Source organism: Kocuria salina, assembly GCF_013368965.1.
Lineage (GTDB): Bacteria > Actinomycetota > Actinomycetes > Actinomycetales > Micrococcaceae > Kocuria > Kocuria rosea.
Genome location: NZ_SSSF01000001.1, coordinates 626,876 through 643,366 on the forward strand (window position 1 = coordinate 626,876; position 16,491 = coordinate 643,366).

The 16,491-nt window shown below is 72.0% G+C and carries 16 protein-coding genes; 9 read left to right on the forward strand and 7 right to left on the reverse strand.

What is annotated here, in order from left to right:
- Window positions 1–6: 6 nt before the first annotated feature.
- The gene (locus tag E7Z53_RS02915; protein WP_017831750.1) at window positions 7–978 is read right to left on the reverse strand and encodes an SDR family NAD(P)-dependent oxidoreductase; all 972 of its coding nucleotides are present in this window, start codon (window positions 976–978) and stop codon (window positions 7–9) included.
- A 211-nt stretch (window positions 979–1,189) separates the two neighbouring features.
- Here E7Z53_RS02915 and E7Z53_RS02920 point away from each other — a divergent pair, with 211 nt between their 5' ends.
- Window positions 1,190–1,648, forward strand: coding sequence for a MarR family winged helix-turn-helix transcriptional regulator (locus E7Z53_RS02920; RefSeq protein WP_017831751.1), 459 nt, complete (start codon window positions 1,190–1,192; stop codon window positions 1,646–1,648).
- A gap of 122 nt (window positions 1,649–1,770) precedes the next feature.
- Here E7Z53_RS02920 and E7Z53_RS02925 read toward each other — a convergent pair whose 3' ends face one another.
- Entirely contained in the window at window positions 1,771–3,108 is a 1,338-nt protein-coding gene (locus E7Z53_RS02925; RefSeq protein WP_176337113.1) for an MFS transporter, read from the reverse strand.
- 307 nt (window positions 3,109–3,415) lie between these two features.
- Here E7Z53_RS02925 and E7Z53_RS02930 point away from each other — a divergent pair, with 307 nt between their 5' ends.
- The 3 genes from E7Z53_RS02930 (at window position 3,416) to E7Z53_RS02940 (ending at window position 6,121) form a co-directional block, all read left to right on the forward strand.
- On the forward strand, window positions 3,416–4,963 hold the full coding sequence (locus E7Z53_RS02930) for an acyl-CoA synthetase (protein WP_176337114.1): 1,548 nt from the start codon (window positions 3,416–3,418) through the stop codon (window positions 4,961–4,963).
- Between the two features lie 93 nt (window positions 4,964–5,056).
- Complete coding sequence (locus E7Z53_RS02935; protein ID WP_017831754.1) at window positions 5,057–5,416, forward strand: hypothetical protein; 360 nt, start codon at window positions 5,057–5,059, stop codon at window positions 5,414–5,416.
- Between the two features lie 159 nt (window positions 5,417–5,575).
- Entirely contained in the window at window positions 5,576–6,121 is a 546-nt protein-coding gene (locus E7Z53_RS02940) for a hypothetical protein (protein ID WP_017831755.1), read from the forward strand.
- Window positions 6,122–6,127: 6 nt separating this feature from the next.
- On the opposite strand, the gene E7Z53_RS02945 is transcribed toward E7Z53_RS02940, so the two are convergent.
- From E7Z53_RS02945 to E7Z53_RS02965, 5 genes are read right to left on the reverse strand one after another with little or no spacing between them, the layout of a single operon-like run.
- Window positions 6,128–7,297 carry a cysteine desulfurase family protein gene (locus tag E7Z53_RS02945; RefSeq protein WP_369597951.1) on the reverse strand — a complete coding sequence of 390 codons (1,170 nt, stop codon included), beginning with the start codon at window positions 7,295–7,297 and terminating at the stop codon, window positions 6,128–6,130.
- A gap of 2 nt (window positions 7,298–7,299) precedes the next feature.
- Window positions 7,300–8,223: a carboxylating nicotinate-nucleotide diphosphorylase gene (gene nadC / locus E7Z53_RS02950; protein ID WP_035924268.1), complete on the reverse strand. Its 924-nt coding sequence runs from the start codon at window positions 8,221–8,223 to the stop codon at window positions 7,300–7,302.
- Window positions 8,217–9,998, reverse strand: a complete 1,782-nt coding sequence (gene nadB, locus E7Z53_RS02955; protein WP_176337116.1) for an L-aspartate oxidase — start codon at window positions 9,996–9,998, stop codon at window positions 8,217–8,219. Before nadB ends, nadC begins: the two co-directional genes overlap by 7 nt.
- The gene (gene nadA, locus E7Z53_RS02960; protein ID WP_176337117.1) at window positions 9,995–11,290 is read right to left on the reverse strand and encodes a quinolinate synthase NadA; all 1,296 of its coding nucleotides are present in this window, start codon (window positions 11,288–11,290) and stop codon (window positions 9,995–9,997) included. Before nadA ends, nadB begins: the two co-directional genes overlap by 4 nt.
- Window positions 11,287–11,991 carry an NUDIX hydrolase gene (locus tag E7Z53_RS02965; RefSeq protein ID WP_109221608.1) on the reverse strand — a complete coding sequence of 235 codons (705 nt, stop codon included), beginning with the start codon at window positions 11,989–11,991 and terminating at the stop codon, window positions 11,287–11,289. The genes nadA and E7Z53_RS02965 overlap by 4 nt, the downstream gene beginning before the upstream one ends.
- Window positions 11,992–12,215: 224 nt before the next feature.
- Here E7Z53_RS02965 and E7Z53_RS02970 point away from each other — a divergent pair, with 224 nt between their 5' ends.
- The 5 genes from E7Z53_RS02970 (at window position 12,216) to E7Z53_RS02990 (ending at window position 16,314) form a co-directional block, all read left to right on the forward strand.
- Complete coding sequence (locus tag E7Z53_RS02970) at window positions 12,216–12,878, forward strand: DUF6318 family protein (protein ID WP_176337118.1); 663 nt, start codon at window positions 12,216–12,218, stop codon at window positions 12,876–12,878.
- A 262-nt stretch (window positions 12,879–13,140) separates the two neighbouring features.
- Window positions 13,141–13,965, forward strand: coding sequence for a PKD domain-containing protein (locus E7Z53_RS19945; RefSeq protein ID WP_176337119.1), 825 nt, complete (start codon window positions 13,141–13,143; stop codon window positions 13,963–13,965).
- Between the two features lie 129 nt (window positions 13,966–14,094).
- The gene (locus E7Z53_RS02980; RefSeq protein ID WP_017831762.1) at window positions 14,095–14,514 is read left to right on the forward strand and encodes a hypothetical protein; all 420 of its coding nucleotides are present in this window, start codon (window positions 14,095–14,097) and stop codon (window positions 14,512–14,514) included.
- A gap of 20 nt (window positions 14,515–14,534) precedes the next feature.
- The gene (locus E7Z53_RS02985; protein ID WP_176337120.1) at window positions 14,535–15,905 is read left to right on the forward strand and encodes a M4 family metallopeptidase; all 1,371 of its coding nucleotides are present in this window, start codon (window positions 14,535–14,537) and stop codon (window positions 15,903–15,905) included.
- 76 nt (window positions 15,906–15,981) lie between these two features.
- A complete protein-coding gene (locus E7Z53_RS02990; RefSeq protein ID WP_152609229.1) occupies window positions 15,982–16,314 on the forward strand; it encodes a protealysin inhibitor emfourin in 333 nt (110 codons plus the stop codon).
- The last annotated feature ends 177 nt before the right edge of the window (window positions 16,315–16,491 follow it).

The window sequence follows — 16,491 nt, forward strand, 5'->3', positions numbered from 1 at the left end:
GTCCCCCTAGGACTGCTGGGTCGCGGACTCGGGCTTCAGTTCCTCCGGCAGCGGGGGCAGGGTCTCGCCGACCGGCTGCAGGCTGCCCTCGAGGATGGCGGGGAGCTGCTCGCGCAGCGCCTCGAAGGTCCAGCCGCCGTTGCGGTACTCGGTGGCCACGGGGCGGGGGTGGCTGAAGACCTGCAGGCGGTCCCCGCCGGCGCCGATGGCCTGGCCGGTGACGCCCGCGGCGTCGTCGGAGGCGAGCCAGGCGATCAGGCCGGCGACGTCGGCGGCGTTGCCGAAGCCGAGGTCCTTGCGGAAGAAGTCCGGCATCGGCTCGCCGCGGCGGTCGGCCTCGACGGCGGAGCGGAAGAAGGGGATGGTCTCGGTCATGGCGGTGGCGGCCACGGGGATGACGGCGTTGGCGGTGACGCCGGCCTTCTTCATCTCCAGGGCCCAGGTGCGGACCATGCCCACGATCCCGGCCTTCGCCGCCGCGTAGTTGGTCTGGCCGAAGTTGCCGTACTGGCCGGTGGGGGAGCCGATGGTGATGATCCGCCCGGGCACCCCGTTCTCCTTGAAGTACCGGTAGGCCTCGCGGGCGCAGGTGAAGGTGCCGCGCAGGTGCACCTGGATGACGAGGTCGAAGTCCTCGTCGGTCATCTTCAGCAGGGACTTGTCGCGCAGCACCCCGGCGTTGGTGACGAGGACGTCGAGGCGGCCGAAGGCCTCCACCGCACCCTGCACCAGGGCGGTGGCGGTTTCGGTGGAGCCCACGGGGGCGACGACGGCGACGGCCCGCCCGCCGGTCTCGGTGATGGAGGCGACGGCGTTCTCGGCGATGGCCTGGTCGACGTCGTTGATGACCACGGCCGCGCCCTGGCGGGCGAGCTCCTGGGCGTAGGCCAGGCCCAGACCCTGGCCGGAGCCGGTGACGACGGCGACCTTGCCGGCGAGAGGGGTGGTGCTCGGGGATGCGGTGCTGTCCTGTGCCATGGGGTGGCTCCTTCGCTGACGGATCGGCGCTGACGGATCGGCGCTGACGGATCGGCGCTCGTGGATGGGCGGACGGGGTGACGCCCGTCACTGCTGCGGGTTCGTCCCTATTCCACCGCTATTCGTTGAGAATGTCAATGGTTAAGAACCTCCATCTATGCTGGGGGCACGGATTCCGTAGACTGGGGTCCCCGGCCCCAGGAGAGACGCTATGACCACGCCCACCGACCCGTCCGCCGGTCTCGAGCGCCTCCTCGAGGCGGAGCTGACGGCGGAGCCGGTCTTCCTGATGGCCCGCGCCGCCTCGACGGGCTCCTCGGCGGCCAATCGGAGGCTGGCGGAGCTGGAGCTGAAGGTGCGCCACTACTCGGTCCTGGCGCTGGCCTGCGGCGAGGAGCAGCTGACGCAGCGCGAGCTCAGCCAGTTCCTGGTGCTGGACCCCAGTCAGATCGTGGCCATCCTCGACGACCTCGAGCGGCGCGGCGCGGTGGAGCGCCGGACCGACCCGCGGGACCGCCGCTCGAAGATCATCGCCCCCACCGCCGCCGGCCGGGAGCTGTACGCCCGGGCCAGGGTCCTGGTGGAGAACTCCACCGCGGAGTCGCTCTCCCCGCTCTCCCCGGCGGAGCGGGAGGAGCTGTCCCGGCTGCTGAAGAAGGTGGCCTTCTGACGGACCGCTCCCCCGGCCCTCGACGACGCCGAGCCCCCGCCCCGCCCCCTCTCCCCGGTCGAACGGGGAGGGCGGTGACGAGGCGGGGGCTCGGTGCCGCAGGTGCTCCGCAGCGGGCGGCGTCAGTGCTCGTGGGTCTCCAGGTCGAAGTCCTTGGACTCACGGGTGAGCAGGATGAACACCGCGCTGACCACCGCCATCCCGGCCAGGTACCAGACCACGGGGGCGATGGCCTGCCCGGAGGAGGCGTAGATCGAGGCGAGGATCGTGGGGGTGAAGCCCGCCCCGATCAGGGTGGCGAACTGGTAGCCCAGTGACGCGCCGGTGTAGCGGGACGACGTGCCGAACTGCTCCGAGATGAAGGCCGCCAACGGTCCGTAGATCGCGGCGTGGCAGGCCAGCCCGATGGTGAAGGTCACGAAGATCAGCAGCACGTTGCCGGTGGCCAGCCAGGAGAACATGGGGAGGATGAGGGCGATGAACAGCACCAGCCCCACGACCATGACGGGGCGCCGGCCCAGCTGGTCGGACAGGCGGCCCATGCCGACCACGAAGAACACGCTGAGCACGGACGCGAGGGCGAAGGCGTAGAGGACCGGCTGCCGGTCGGCGCCGCGCTCGACCGCGTAGGCGACCGCGAAGGTGGCCAGGAAGACCTGGAGGGCGAACCCGGAGGCCCCCGCCAGCATCGTGTAGACCAGGGCGCGGGGACGGCGCAGCACCTCGACGATGGGCACCTTGCGCTTGGCGGTGGGGCCCTCCGCGGCCTCCTTGGCCAGCGCGGCCTGGAAGATCGGGCTCTCGGACACCTGCGAGCGCACGAAGACGCCCACGGCCAGCAGCAGGACGGACAGCAGGAACGGGACGCGCCAGCCCCACGAGAGGAACTGCTCCTCCGGCATGGCGGCGAACAGGCCCAGGACGAAGGTGCCCAGTGCGGCGCCGGTCGGCGCGCCGGCGTTGGTGAAGGACGCGGCGAACCCCCGCCTGCCCTTCGCGGAGTGCTCCAGGGCCATCAGTGCGGCCCCGCCCCACTCGCCGCCCACGGCGATGCCCTGGCACACCCGCAGGAGGATCAGGATGACCGCTCCCCAGGAGCCGATGATGGCGGCGCTGGGGATGAGGCCGATGAGCGTCGAGGCGATGCCCATGATCAGCATCGAGATGATGAGCATCTTCTTGCGGCCCAGGCGGTCGCCGAAGTGGCCGAAGACCGCCCCGCCCAGCGGGCGGGCCAGGTAGCCGGCGGCGAAGGTGCCGTACGCGGCGATGGTGCCGGCCAGCGGGTCGAGGTCGGTGAAGAACACGTAGGGGAAGACCAGGGCGGAGGCCGAGGCGTAGAGCAGGAAGTCGTAGAACTCGATGGTGGAGCCGAGGTAGCTGGAGAAGATGACCTTGCGCGCCTCTGTGTTCCTGGCGCGGGCGTCCAGGGACGCCAGGGTGCCGGGTGCTGCTGACATGGCGGTTCCTTGCTCTGGGGCGGAGAGAGTGGGTGTGCCGCCGGGACGGGGCTCCGGTGCGGCGGGCGGGCCGGCCCCGGTCCTCGGGTGCGTCCGGGCGGTGGTGTGGGCCGACTCACAATGTGACCATTGGAACAGCAATCAATTGAAGATGTCAACCATTGAGAAGATGACATAAGTGGGAAAGTCGCGCGGGGTCGGGTTCGCCCGGGGGCCTGGACAATGTGATCCAGCTCTCTCTACGCTGGGGGCTAATAGTGGAACTTTTCAACTATTGGCTTTGACGACTGTTTGAGGAGACGATCGCATGCGCAATCAGGGACTGGGATCCTGGCTCGTCCGGAGGCTCGAGAAGTCCGGGCCCAGGACGGCCGTGATCCACGGCGAGCGCACGCTGACGTACCGGGAGCTGCACGACCGGTCCCGGCGCCTCGCGACGGCCCTGTCCGGCCGGGGCGTGGGCCCCGGGGACCGGGTGGCGTTCCTCGGGGAGAACAGCCCGGCCTTCCTGGAGGCGATGTTCGCCGCAGGAGCGCTCGGCGCGGTGCTCGTTCCCCTCAACACGCGCCTGGCCGTCCCCGAGATCCGCTACCAGCTCGAGGACGCGGACGTCTCGGTGCTGATCCACGACGCCGCCCTGACGGGCCTGGCCGCACCGGCCGCCCGGGACCTCCCGGACGTGGTCCGCTGGGTCGTGGCGGGGGAGGACGCGGCCGAGGAGGACGCGGACGGGGAGGACGCGGACGGGGTCCCCGCCCTCGGGACGGTGATCGCGGCGGCCGAGCCCTGGACGGAGGACGTCCCGGTGGGCCTGGACGACCTCGCCGTGATCCTCTACACCTCCGGGACCACCGGCCGGCCCAAGGGCGCCTGTCTGACCCACGGGAACTTCACCTGGAACTGCTTCAACGTCCTGGTCGACTACGACGTGGCGGCCGACGACGTCGCGCTCATGATCTCCCCGATGTTCCACGTGGCCTCGCTCGGGATGGGGGTGCTGCCGACGCTGCTGAAGGGCGCCACGCTGGTGCTCGAGTCCAAGTTCGTGCCCGGCCGGGTGCTGGAGCTCATCGTGCGCCACCGCGTCACCTGGCTCTCCGGGGTGCCGACCACCTACCAGATGCTGTGCGAGCACCCGGACTGGGACACCACGGACCTCTCCTCCCTGCGCAAGCTCACCTGCGGCGGCTCCGCGGTGCCCATGCGGGTCCTGGACGCCTACGAGAACCGGGGACTGGCCTTCACCGCCAGCTACGGCATGACGGAGACCTCCCCGGGCGCCACCAACCTCCCCGCCGCGAAGTCCCGCGAGAAGGCGGGCTCCTCCGGGCTGCCGCACTTCTTCTCCGACGTGCGGATCGTGGACGCGGCGGGGGAGCCCGCGGCTCCCGGCGAGGCGGGGGAGATCCTGCTCTCGGGGCCCAACGTCATCCGGGAGTACTGGAACCGCCCCGACGCGGCGGGGTCCTTCGAGGGGGAGTGGTTCCACTCCGGGGACCTGGGCTACCTGGACGAGGACGGCTACCTGTTCGTCGCGGACCGGATCAAGGACATGATCATCTCCGGCGGGGAGAACATCTACCCGGCGGAGGTCGAGGCGGCCATCCTCGAGCTGCCGGAGGTGGCCGCTGTGGCGGTCATCGGCGTGCCCGACGAGAAGTGGGGCGAGGTGCCGCACGCCGTCGTCGTCCCCCGGGAGGGGCGGGAGCTCACCGCGGGGACGATCCAGGAGCACCTGGCCGGCCGGCTGGCCCGCTACAAGGTGCCCAAGACGCTGAGCCTCGTGGACGAGATGCCCCGCACCGCGTCCGGCAAGATCCGCAAGAACGTCCTGCGCGAGCAGGCCGCCGGCTGAGGCGCGGGACCGGTCGCGCGCCGTCCGGGCTGGACCAACGACCGGCTGCAGACCTCCGCCGCGGAGCTGGACCTCGTCGCGGAGACGGTCACCGTGGCCACCGCGTCGTGGGAGTGCGTCCAGGAGCTCACCGGCGCCGTGGCCGTGCAGGAGCGGCGGACGACGACGACCGCCCGGGCGGACCTGGTCGCCACCGTGCAGCGGAGCTCGGTGACGGGTGCCGTCACGGGCTTCGAGCTGCAGGGCTTCGCCGAGGACGCCGTGTCCGTCTCCGTGGTCGAGGGCCCCGACCTCGACGCCTGCCCGGGGAACGGGGGCGGGGACCAGGACGGGGCGTGGTCCCGGGTGCCCCGGTCCACCGAACGGGCGCAGGCGCACGAGGGGCCTGCCCTGGAGGTCGTCCACGACGGGGTGGCGCACCCGGTGCCCACCGAGCGGGAGGAAGCGGCCTGAGGGGCGCGCTGCGCGGCACCGCATGTGTCGCCGCAGGTCGGACAGGGGGTCACAGATGGGTCACGCCGCTGGATCGGCCCCCCGTGCCTGCATTAGCGTTCGGAAAAACGATCCGGGAGCGCGTCCCCGGTGTCGGGGGACAGGGGATTGGGGAAGCACATGCACAAGGTCATCGTGGTACTGGCGGCTCTCGCGGCGGCGGGGGTGTCGATCGGGCTGGCGGCGCCGGCCTGGGCGGCCACGCAGCTCCACGAGGACGGCACCGGCTTCGTGACCGCCGCCGACGCCCGGGCCGCGCTCGGCTGGGACGACGAGACGCTGCAGGCCAACGCGGCCTCGCTCGAGTTCGTGGCGGAGACCGAGTCGGTGACCGAGATCTCGTGGGAGTGCGTGAAGCCGGGGACCGCCGAGGTCCTGACGCGGCGGACGGACCTGGTGATCACCGAGACCCGGGGGATCGCGAGCACGCCGAGCACCCTGTGGTGGCGGACGGTCGTCGGCTTCCGGCTGGAGGGCTTCGACGGCCGGGGCGCCTCGAGCGCGGTTCCCGAGGGCCCCGCGCCCCACTCCTGCCCGGACCCCTCCTGGGTCCTGGTGTCGGAGAGCTCGCGGAGCGCAGAGCAGAAGGGCGAGCCGGTCCTGGCTGTCGTGCACGCCGGGGTGCAGCACCCGGTGCCGGTCGCGCTCCCGGTCCCGGTCGGCTGAGCGCGTTCAGCCGCGCGCCGCGACCAGCCGCTCGACGACGTCCCGGGCCGCCGCCACGATCCCGTCCACCTGTTCCGGGGTGACCTCGGCGGACAGCGTGAACCGGACCGCGGTGGTGGCGACCTCGGCGGGGAAGCCCATGGCGGTCAGCACGTGGGAGGGCTCGGTGTCCCCGGCCGCGCAGGCCGAGCCCGAGGAGACGAGCAGCCCGCGGGCCTCCAGATCCACCAGGACCGTCTCGCCGTTGACGCCGGGGAAGCAGAACGAGGCGTTGCCGGGCAGCCGCGCCGCCGGCCGCTCCCGGGGGTCCGGACCGGTCAGCACGGCCGACGGGACCGCGGACAGGATCCCGGTGATCAGCCGGTTCCGCAGCTCGGCCAGGCGCACCGACTTCGCCGCCCGCTCCTCGGCGGACAGCCGCAGGGCCGTGGCGAGGCCGACGGCGCCGGCCACGTTCGAGGTCCCGGAGCGCCGGCCGCGCTCGTGCCCGCCGCCGCTCAGCAGCGGGCGCAGGGGGGTCCCGCGGCGCAGGAACAGCACCCCCACGCCCTTGGGCCCCCCGAGCTTGTGCCCGGCGAGGCTCAGCGCCGCCACGTCGAGCGCTTGTACGTCCAGTTCCAGCGACCCGGCCGTCTGGACCGCATCCGTATGGAACGGGACGTCCCGCGCCCGAGCCACCGCAGCCAGGTCGGCGATCGCCTGGACCGTACCCGTCTCGTTGTTCGCATGCATCACGGATACCACTGCGGTGCCCGGACGAACAGCCCTCTCCAGGGCGGCGGGGTCCACGAACCCCTCGGCGGACACGCCCAGCTCGGTGACGTCGAAGCCGTCCCAGCGGGCCAGGTCCCGGGCGGAGTCGAGCACGGCGTGGTGCTCGACGGCGCTCGTCACCACGTGCGTGCGCGCGGGGTCCCGGTCCCGGCGGCCCAGGGCGATGCCCTTGACGGCCAGGTTGTCGGCCTCGGTCCCGCCGGACGTGAACACGACCTCGGCGGGCCGGCAGTTCAGCACCTGCGCGACCGTCCCGCGGGCCCGGTCCAGCCCGGCCAGCGCCCGCCGGCCCGCCTCGTGGTGGCTCGAGGCGTTGCCGAACTCCTGCGTGAGATAGGGCCACATGGCCTCCAGGACCTCCCGCCGGACGGGGGTGGTGGCGGCCGAGTCGAGGTACAGCACCGTCATCCCGTCCCGGTGCCGTGGCCGCTGCCGAGCCCGATGTCGAGGCCCAGGTCCAGGTTGCGGGCGGAGTGGGTGAGTGCGCCCACCGAGATGACGTCCACCCCGGTGGCCGCGATGTCCCCGACGGTCTCCAGGCTCACGCCGCCGGAGGCCTCGACGGTCGCCCGGCCGTCGATGATCGCCACGCCGCTCACGAGGTCGTCCAGCGAGAAGTTGTCGAGCAGGATCGTGTCCGCGCCGCCGGCCAGGACCGCCTCGATCTGGTCGAGCCGGTCCACCTCCACCTCGAGGTGCACCGTGTGGGGGAGACGACGGCGCAGCTGCCGCAGGGCGCCGGTCAGGTCGGTGCCGTCGGCCGTGAGCAGGGCCAGGTGGTTGTCCTTGGCCATCACGGCGTCCGAGAGGGAGTGCCGGTGGTTGTGCCCGCCCCCGCTGAGCACGGCGTGCTTCTCGAGCGCCCGCAGCCCGGGGGTGGTCTTGCGGGTGTCGGCCACTCGGGTGCGGGTGATCGTGCCGGACGGGAGGTTCGCGGCCTGCTCCACGCGGGCGACCGTCTCTTCGACGGCGGCGACGTAGCGGGCGGTCAGGGTGGCGATCCCGCACATCCGCTGGGTCAGGTTCAGGGCCACGCGCTCGCCGGTCAGCACGGCCCGGGCGGGACCGGTCACCACGGCCAGGGTGTCCCCGGCCTCGAAGCGGTCGCCCTCGGCGGAGACCAGCTCGACGGCCACCGCGGGGTCCGCGGCGGCGAACGTCGCGGCGAAGACCTGCCCGCCGGAGAAGACGCCGGCCTCGCGCGCCACGAGCTCGGCCCGGGCGGTGGTGCCGGCGGGGATGAGGTGCTCGGAGGTGATGTCGCCCCAGGGCGCGTCCTCGGCGAGCCCCCGCTCCACGACCTCGGTGATGGCGGCTCGGGTCAGCATGCGGGGATCCTCTCCGGTAGGTCGAACATGTCGATGGAAGTATGTGCCCTGGTCGGCGCCGGTTCGACGACCCCATCCGGGGCCGGCTCCAGCCGCCAGAACGTGCGCCGCGCGTGGGCGGGATCGAGCGCCGGGAAGTCCTCCCGGAAGTGGGCGCCCCGGGACTCGGTGCGGTGCAGGGCAGCGGCGGTCACGGCGCGTCCCACGGTCAGCAGGTTCTGGTCCTCCACTGCACGGCGGGAGAGACCGGCGGACGGGCGGAAGCCGGCCAGCCGCCGGGCCAGTGCCTCGAGCCGCGAACGGTCGCGCAGGACACCGGCGCCCGCCCACATGGCGTCCTGGAACTGCCCGCGGTCGAACGGCACGGCGTCCCTGTCGAAGGACACAGTGCTCCGGGACCGGGCGGCCGCGATCCTGGAACGACCGGCCGCTGGCAGGATCTCGGCGCGGTCGGGCAGGACGAGGCGCGCCGGGGCGTCGTCGGCCGCTCGGCCGGTTCCCGGCGCGTCCGTGCGCAGCGAGTCCGCCTGCAGTGCGTCGGCCACGCGGGCCCCGAAGACGGCGCCCTCCAGCAGCGAGTTGGAGGCCAGCCGGTTGGCGCCGTGCACGCCCGTGGCTGCGCACTCGCCCACGGCGTAGAGCCCCGGGACGGTGGTGCGGCCGAGGCCGTCGGTGGCGACGCCGCCCATCAGGTAGTGGGCCGCCGGGGTGACCGGGACCGGTTCGCGGGACCAGTCGAGGCCGTGGGCCCGCAGGGCGGCGTCGATCGTGGGGAAGCGCCGGGCGAGGAACTCGGCGGTCGTGCCGCCTCCGTGCGGGCCGGACGGCCTCAGCGCGGTGCAGTCGAGCAGGACCGGCCGGCCGCCCTGGGCCAGGGACCGGCGGACGTTCTCGCGGGCCACCACGTCGCGGGGGGCTAGCTCCGCGCGCGGGTGCACGTCCTCGAGGTAGCGCCGGCCCGTGCTGTCCCGCAGCACCGCGCCCTCCCCGCGGACGGCCTCGGAGACCAGGAAGCAGCCCGGGGCGGCGAGGGCGGTCGGGTGGAACTGCACGAACTCCAGGTCCGCCACGGCGGCGCCCGCCCGCAGGGCCGCGGCGATGCCGTCACCGGTGGCCACGGCCGGATTGGTGGTGTGGGGGTAGAGCTGTCCGGCCCCGCCGGTCGCGAGCACCACGGCGTCCGCGACCAGTTCGTGGAGCCGGTCCCCGGGACCCGCCAGGACGAGGGCCCCGGCCGCGCGGCCGTCGGGGGCGAGCACGACGTCGACCAGCATGGTGCGCCGCAGGACCGTCAGGCGCCCCGCGGTCTCGGCCGCCAGCGCGGCGGCGAGGAGGGCGCGCTGGATCTCGCGGCCGGTCGCGTCGCCGCCGGCGTGCAGGATCCGGGGCACGGAGTGGGCGCCCTCGAGACCCTCGAGCCAGGGGGAGTCCGGTCCGGCCGCGCGGTCGAGGGCCACACCGCGCGCCACGAGCTCGTCGATCGCGGCCGCCGAGTCGCGCACGAGGACGCGCACGGCGTCGTCGTCGCACGTCCCCGCCCCCGCGGCGAGGGTGTCCTGGACGTGCAGCTCCTCGGAGTCGCGGGGCTGGCCGGCCGGGAGCGCGGCCGTCATGGCCGCGATCCCGCCCTGCGCGCGGGCCGTGCCGGTCTCGTCCAGGGCGTCCTTGCTCAGCAGCGTCACGTCCAGACCGTGGCCCGCGGCGCGCAGGGCCGCGGTGAGGCCGGCGATGCCGCTGCCCACCACGAGCACGCGCGGTGCCGGGTGCGTGCTCACCGCGGCAGCGCCGCCAGCATCCGCTCGAGCGCCACCTCGGCGTCCCGGGCGGTCGCGGCGTCCACGGAGATCCGGTTGATCACGCGCCCGGCCACGAGCTCCTCGAGCACCCACGCGAGGTAGCCGGGGTGGATCCGGTACATCGTGGAGCACGGGCAGATCACCGGGTCCAGGCAGAAGATCGTGTGCTCGGGGTGCTGGTCGGCGAGCCGGTTGACCATGTTGATCTCGGTGCCGATCGCGAAGGTGCTGCCGGGCCCGGCGGCGTCGATTGCCTTGCGGATGTAGTCGGTGGAGCCGTTCTCGTCGGCGGCGTCGACCACGGGCATGGGGCACTCGGGGTGCACGATCACCCGCACGCCGGGGTGCTCGGCGCGGGCCTTGTCGATCTGGGCCACGGTGAAGCGGCGGTGCACGGAGCAGAAGCCGTGCCAGAGGATCACCTCGGCATCCTGCAGGTCCTGCGCGGTGTTCCCGCCGAGGTCCTTGTGGGGGTTCCACATCGGCATCCGCTCGAGCGGGATCCCCATGGCCTTGGCGGTGTTGCGGCCCAGGTGCTGGTCCGGGAAGAACAGCACCCGCCGACCGCGCTCGAAGGCCCACTCCAGGACGGTCGCGGCGTTGGAGGAGGTGCACACGATGCCGCCGTGCCGGCCGCAGAACGCCTTGAGCGCCGCGGAGGAGTTCATGTACGTCACGGGGACCACGGTCTGCCGGCCGTCGTCGTCGGTCTCCCCGAGGACGTCCATGAGCTGCTCCCAGGCCTCCTCGACGGAGTCCTCGTCGGCCATGTCCGCCATGGAGCAGCCGGCGGCGAGGTTGGGCAGGATCACGGACTGGTGCTCGCCGGAGAGGATGTCGGCGGTCTCGGCCATGAAGTGCACGCCGCAGAACACGATCGCCTCGGCCTCCGGCCTGCTCCTGGCGGCGCGGGCCAGCTGGAACGAGTCGCCGAGGAAGTCGGCGTGCTTGACGATCTCGTCCCGCTGGTAGAAGTGCCCGAGCACCACCACGCGCTCGCCGAGGGTCTGCTTGGCGGCGGTGATCCGCCGGTCGAGCTCCTCGGCGGAGGCGTGCTGGTACTCCTCGGGGATCACGGGCTGGGCGGGGGCGCCGGCGGGCACCACGTCGTCCTCGGAGGCCCCGGGGCCGTAGCCGGCGGAGACGGCGGGTGCGAAGTCCCAGGGGTTCGCGGAGAGGTCGGTGCTGCAGGTGCTCGGGGCCGGGGCGGTTCCCGGCAGGCCGGCCGGCTTCTCGGTCAGCAGGTCGATGCGGGTGGCGACGGAGGTCATGTCTGCTCCTGGGTGCTGCGGCCGGCCGGGGTGCGGTCGGCGAGGTCGAGGTCGTGGTTGTAGCGGTAGAGCCGGGGCGGGCGATGACGCGTGCCCTCCAGGCGGGTGCCGGTGTCGAGGACGGCGCCGGACGCGAGCACCTGGCGCCGGAAGTTGGCCGGGTCCAGGGGGGTGCCGAGGATCGCCTCGTGCACCTCACGCAGGGCGGCGAGGGTAAAGGTCTCGCCGAGGAAGGAGTGGGCCACGCGGCTGTAGGTGATCTTGTTGCGCAGCCGGTAGAGGGCGTAGTCCACGATGTCGCTGTGGTCGAACGCCAGCGGCGGCAGCTCGGAGGTGCGCATCCACGTGACGTTGAGGTCGGCGTGCAGGTCGGAGGTCTGGTCGGTGCGGATCGAGGCCCAGTAGACGATCGAGACGACGCGCTCCTCGGCGTTCGCCGAGCGGGTCAGGCCGCCGAAGGCGTAGAGCTGCTCGAGGTAGCCGGGCTGCAGACCGGTGGTGAGCTGCAGGGACCGGGCGGCGGAGGCCTCGAGGTCCTCGTGCGGCTGGAGCGGTCCGCCGGGCAGGGCCCACATCCCCCGGAAGGGGTCGCGGATGCGGCGGACGAGGGGCAGCCAGAGTTCCTTGCCGCCGTCGGGGCCGGTGTCGCGGGCGGCGAAGATGACGGTCGACACCGCCAGTTCCACGTTCTGCGCGGTCATCGTCACCTCCCTCACGTCCAGTGCCTTCTGGTTGCAGCGACTATAACACTGTTCGAGTCGGAGTGACATTAACGAAGTCGTGACCATGGTGCCGCTGACCAGGCCCCATGAAAACGCGGGTTTCGGCGTGTCCACAGGGGTTGCTCCCGCACAGTGGGGGGCGCTTACCATCTGACCCATCCAGCCGGCCCGTCCGGCCGTGGCAGAGCGAAGCGGGGAACTTCATGGTGCGATCCAGCCCAGTCGGCACGGTGGTCGGGGGCGTCGCCCTGGCGGCACTGCTCCTCACGGGATGCGGTCCCGACGACGACGGCGCCGCGGCGTCCCCCTCCAGCACCGCCTCATCGGCTGCGGCGAGCTCATCGGAGCCTGGTCCGGACGCCACTCCCGCCGACTACGTGCCGGCCTCGCTCGACGGGCCCGCGCAGAACGTGCCGAAGCCCGTCATACCGGACCTGGCGAAGAAGGAGTCCCGGGACGGGGCGCAGGCCTTCCTCGACTACTGGTCCGACGCCATGTGGTACGCGAATCAAACGGGCGACACTTCTTACATTCGAGAAGTTGTTAGTGAGGCATGTGAACTGTGCGGCGACCAATTTGCTGTAGTTGAAGATGTTTATGCCGAAGGTGCCTGGTTTGTGGGGGGCAGGGAGAATATTATTCTGCAGGAATCGACTCTCTCATTGACGGCCGACGGCATTTACAAGCCAATTGCGCTGTCAAATTCAGAAGGAATTAAGCTCATCGAAGACGGGGAAGTCACGTATGAGGCCCATCCGCGCACAGGTGAGGGAGATCCATTCCCGGTATACTTGGATTACGAGAATGGCAAATGGGTCTACATAACAGCAGCCAATATGCCAGGTACTGGTATGAAAAATGGCTAGCAGGGCACGCGTGGTCGCACTTTTATGCGCACTAATTTGCATTCAGACACTTCCGGCTTACGGCACGTCTGACGATTCATCGCGGCTTGCCGATCGAGTAGCTGGCGTGGGAAGTGGACATTCCGTTCCCAATCAGCGCAATGCCGATATCTCGAAGTCGACGACTGCTGTCGCAGACGGGGACAAGATGAAACTGGAGGTCCGGCTCGATGAGGGGCCGCCAATTGTGGTCGGCAATGACCACCAACAAGGTTCAGTTGCCGTGGGTGCAGCCCCGGTCGACTACGACCCGGACGAGGACCCCGCTTTTCAGAAGGCGCTCCGCCAGTACCTGAGCGACCAGGGCGTCGACCGGCCGTTCAACCCGGACACCATCGCGCAGTCGAAGCAGCAGACGTTCGGCCTGCAGAACCCGTGCACCAACCGGACGGGTGACATCCTCGAGGACTGCCTGGCCGAGCGGGACTGCACCACGGCCGACGGTGGGGAGGGCGTCTACATGAACGTCGTCGTCCGGCAGGGGGAGGGGCCCAGCACGCCGTGGGGCGAGCCGATGTGCGTGGCGGTCGCCGAGGCGGAGGGCGGCGAGGAGGTCGTGGAGCTACCGACCTTCACCCTGCAGGACTTCAGGACGCTCGCCGTCGCGCCCGCGGCCAGTGCCGTCCAGCCCGCGCCCGACACGCTGCGGGGCATGCACACCAACGTCTGGGCGGAGGCCCGGCCCCAGCAGTTCAGCACCGAGCTGGGTGGCTTCCCGGTCGAGGTGCGCGCCGTGCCGGTCCAGTACGCATGGGACTACGGCGACGGGACCGCGCTCGGGCCGACCGAGCTCAGCGGCGCCCCGCTCGCGGAGGGGGCGTGGGACGTGGAGACCGACACCAGTCACGTCTACACGGAGACGGGTGACTACGCCGTCTCGCTCACCACCTGGTTCTCCGGCGAGTACTCCGTGGCGGGTGGACCATGGCTGCCCGTGGCGGGGCTCAACGACGTCGCGAGCGCGTCCGTGCCGATCAGCGTCTGGCGCTCCACGGTGCGCAACTACGCGGACGACTGCCTCGAGAACCCGCAGGGCACCGGCTGCTGATTTCCGCGCCGGCCGGTACGCCGTCGGATCCTGGTGGGATGATCGCTGCACATGGTTCTCCGGCTCCCGGAGCACCCGGTCAGCGGTCCCGCCGGTGCTCGTGCGCCGGGCGAGGAAAGGGGCGGAACAGTGACGATCTCCGGTCCGTGGGTGCTCCACTTCAGCTGGGGCTGCACCGACGACTACGGCAGGGTGGGCCTCGTGTTCGACCCGGACGGCACCTTCTCGGGCGGGGGGTTCTCCGGCGCCTGGCGGCAGCAGGACGGCACCCTGCTGCTCCGCTTCGCCGACGGCCCCGCGCAGTACGGCGGCACGGTCACCGGCACCGCGGGAGCAGGAGCGATGTCCTCCTTCGACGGCTCGCCGGGCGGCTGCTGGTACCTGGCCAGGCAGGGAAGCGCCGGCGGGCCGGGATCCGCGGACAGCAGCGCCGGGCAGCCGGCGGACGTCGCCGGGCGGAGGCTGGACTCCGCGGGGACGGCGCCCGGTGCGCCGGACGGCCCGGGGACGGCGCCCGGTGAGCTGGACGCCGCGGGCAACCGGATCTGATGCGGAGGGGTGGGGAAGCGATGACCACGGACCACGGACACCGGCACGGAGCGTTCTGCGGGGTGATCCCGCCGTACGTGCACGAGCAGATGGCGGTGCACGGGGACGAGCAGACCCGCCGGAACGCCCTGGCCGCGCTGGCCGTGGACACCACGGTCCGGGCGGAACGGCTGATCGCGGACCTCACCGCTCGGGCCGTCGCGGCGCAGCCGACCGCCCACAGGGAGCGGAAGGTCCACTCGGCCGGCAACACCGCGGAGCTCCCGGGGACGCTCGTGCGCTCGGAGGGAGCCCCCGCCAGCGGGGACCCCGCCGTGGACGAGGCGTACGACGGGCTGGGCTCCACGTTCGACCTCCTGCAGGAGGTCTTCGGGCGCAACTCCCTCGACGACGCCGGCATGCCCCTGCTCGGCACGGTGCACTACCAGGAGAAGTACAACAATGCGGCCTGGGACGGCCGGCAGATGATCTTCGGGGACGGCGACGGCCAGTACTTCAACCGCTTCACCGCCGCCGTGGACGTCATCGGGCACGAGCTCGCGCACGGCATCACCACGCACGAGTCCGACCTGCTGTACATGTACCAGTCCGGGGCGCTCAACGAGCACTTCTCCGACGTCATCGGGGCCATGGTCAAGCAGTACGTGGCCGTTCCCCGCCAGACGGCGGCGGACGCCGACTGGATCATCGGTGCAGGCCTGTTCACGAGCGCCGTCAACGGGGTGGGCCTCCGCTCGATGAAGGCACCCGGCACCGCGTTCGACGACGACGTGCTCGGCAAGGACCCGCAGCCGGACCACATGTCCCGCTTCGTGCACACCCTGGACGACAACGGCGGGGTGCACATCAACTCCGGCATCCCGAACCGGGCGTTCTGCATCGCGGCGACCGGACTGGGCGGCCACAGCTGGGACAGGGCCGGCCGGATCTGGTACGCCGCGATGCGTGATCCCGAGCTGCGGCGCCTGCGGTGGGTCGCGCAGTTCAAGGACTTCGCGGGCCTCACGATCGAGCACGCCGCCGCCCTGTTCGGACCCGCGGAGCAGGCCGTGGTGGCGGACGCCTGGCAGCAGGTGGGGGTCGCTCCCGAGGCGGCCCGGTCCGTGGGCGCCCTCGCGGACGAGTGGGTGCTCCAGTACAGCTGGGGCTGCACGGACTCCTCCGCGCGGGTGCATCTGACCTTCCACGACAACGGCTCGTTCACCGGAGAGCTGTCCGGCCAGTGGCACCAGCAGGACGGCACCCTGCTCCTGTCCTTCGACGCCGGTGCGGCCCGGTACGCCGGCACCCTGGTGGGCGACGTCGCCACGGGCGCCATGACCACGTTCGACGGAGCGGACGGGTGCTGGCGCCTGACCCGGAAGGGCGCCGCGGGTATAGTCGGGAACTGATTCCTCACCGGCCCCGCCGGTCCCCGCGCGGGCCCGGTCTTGGCCATCCGCGTCCGACGGAGGGACGGTGCCGTCCATGGCGAGAGTCAGCTACCGCCTCGAGGGAGGCCTCGCGTACTTCCCCGGGCTGGCCGCGGAGCGGAGCTTCGAGACCGAGTCCCTGCCCCGGGCGCAGCAGGACGCGCTCCTCGACCTCTTCGAGACCGTCCTGGCGCACCGGCTGGGATCGACCGCCCCGACGACCCGCCAGGGAGCGGCCGACCAGCAGTCCTACGTGATCGAGGTCCAGGAGAGCTCCGGCGTCCGGCGCCTCGTGGTGAGCGAGTTCGACCAGGACCCGGCGGCGCAGGAACTCGTGGCGCGGCTGCGCGACTGCGCCGACCGGTGCGAGCCCGGCGGGGGTCAGTGAGGCGGACCCGGAGCGGCACCCGCAGGACGGCACGGCACGGATCGCCGGACCGCCCGGAGGTCATCCGGGGACATTCCCGTCGCCGACATGCGCCTGGGGTGCGGCGTTAGCCCCCGCAAAGACATCGCCCCTTATCAGAGGGGTCTTGCGTGGCTACAATCGGCCGGACTTCACCGC

Bases quoted from the DNA above. Each gene is read 5' to 3' on its own strand.
- E7Z53_RS02915 (WP_017831750.1), bottom strand. From the start codon at position 978: ATGGCACAGGACAGCACCGCATCCCCGAGCACCACCCCTCTCGCCGGC.
- E7Z53_RS02920 (WP_017831751.1), top strand. From the start codon at position 1,190: ATGACCACGCCCACCGACCCGTCCGCCGGTCTCGAGCGCCTCCTCGAG.
- E7Z53_RS02925 (WP_176337113.1), bottom strand. From the start codon at position 3,108: ATGTCAGCAGCACCCGGCACCCTGGCGTCCCTGGACGCCCGCGCCAGG.
- E7Z53_RS02930 (WP_176337114.1), top strand. From the start codon at position 3,416: ATGCGCAATCAGGGACTGGGATCCTGGCTCGTCCGGAGGCTCGAGAAG.
- E7Z53_RS02940 (WP_017831755.1), top strand. From the start codon at position 5,576: ATGCACAAGGTCATCGTGGTACTGGCGGCTCTCGCGGCGGCGGGGGTG.
- nadC (WP_035924268.1), bottom strand. From the start codon at position 8,223: ATGCTGACCCGAGCCGCCATCACCGAGGTCGTGGAGCGGGGGCTCGCC.
- nadA (WP_176337117.1), bottom strand. From the start codon at position 11,290: ATGACCTCCGTCGCCACCCGCATCGACCTGCTGACCGAGAAGCCGGCC.
- E7Z53_RS02965 (WP_109221608.1), bottom strand. From the start codon at position 11,991: ATGACCGCGCAGAACGTGGAACTGGCGGTGTCGACCGTCATCTTCGCC.
- E7Z53_RS02970 (WP_176337118.1), top strand. From the start codon at position 12,216: ATGGTGCGATCCAGCCCAGTCGGCACGGTGGTCGGGGGCGTCGCCCTG.
- E7Z53_RS02985 (WP_176337120.1), top strand. From the start codon at position 14,535: ATGACCACGGACCACGGACACCGGCACGGAGCGTTCTGCGGGGTGATC.
- E7Z53_RS02990 (WP_152609229.1), top strand. From the start codon at position 15,982: ATGGCGAGAGTCAGCTACCGCCTCGAGGGAGGCCTCGCGTACTTCCCC.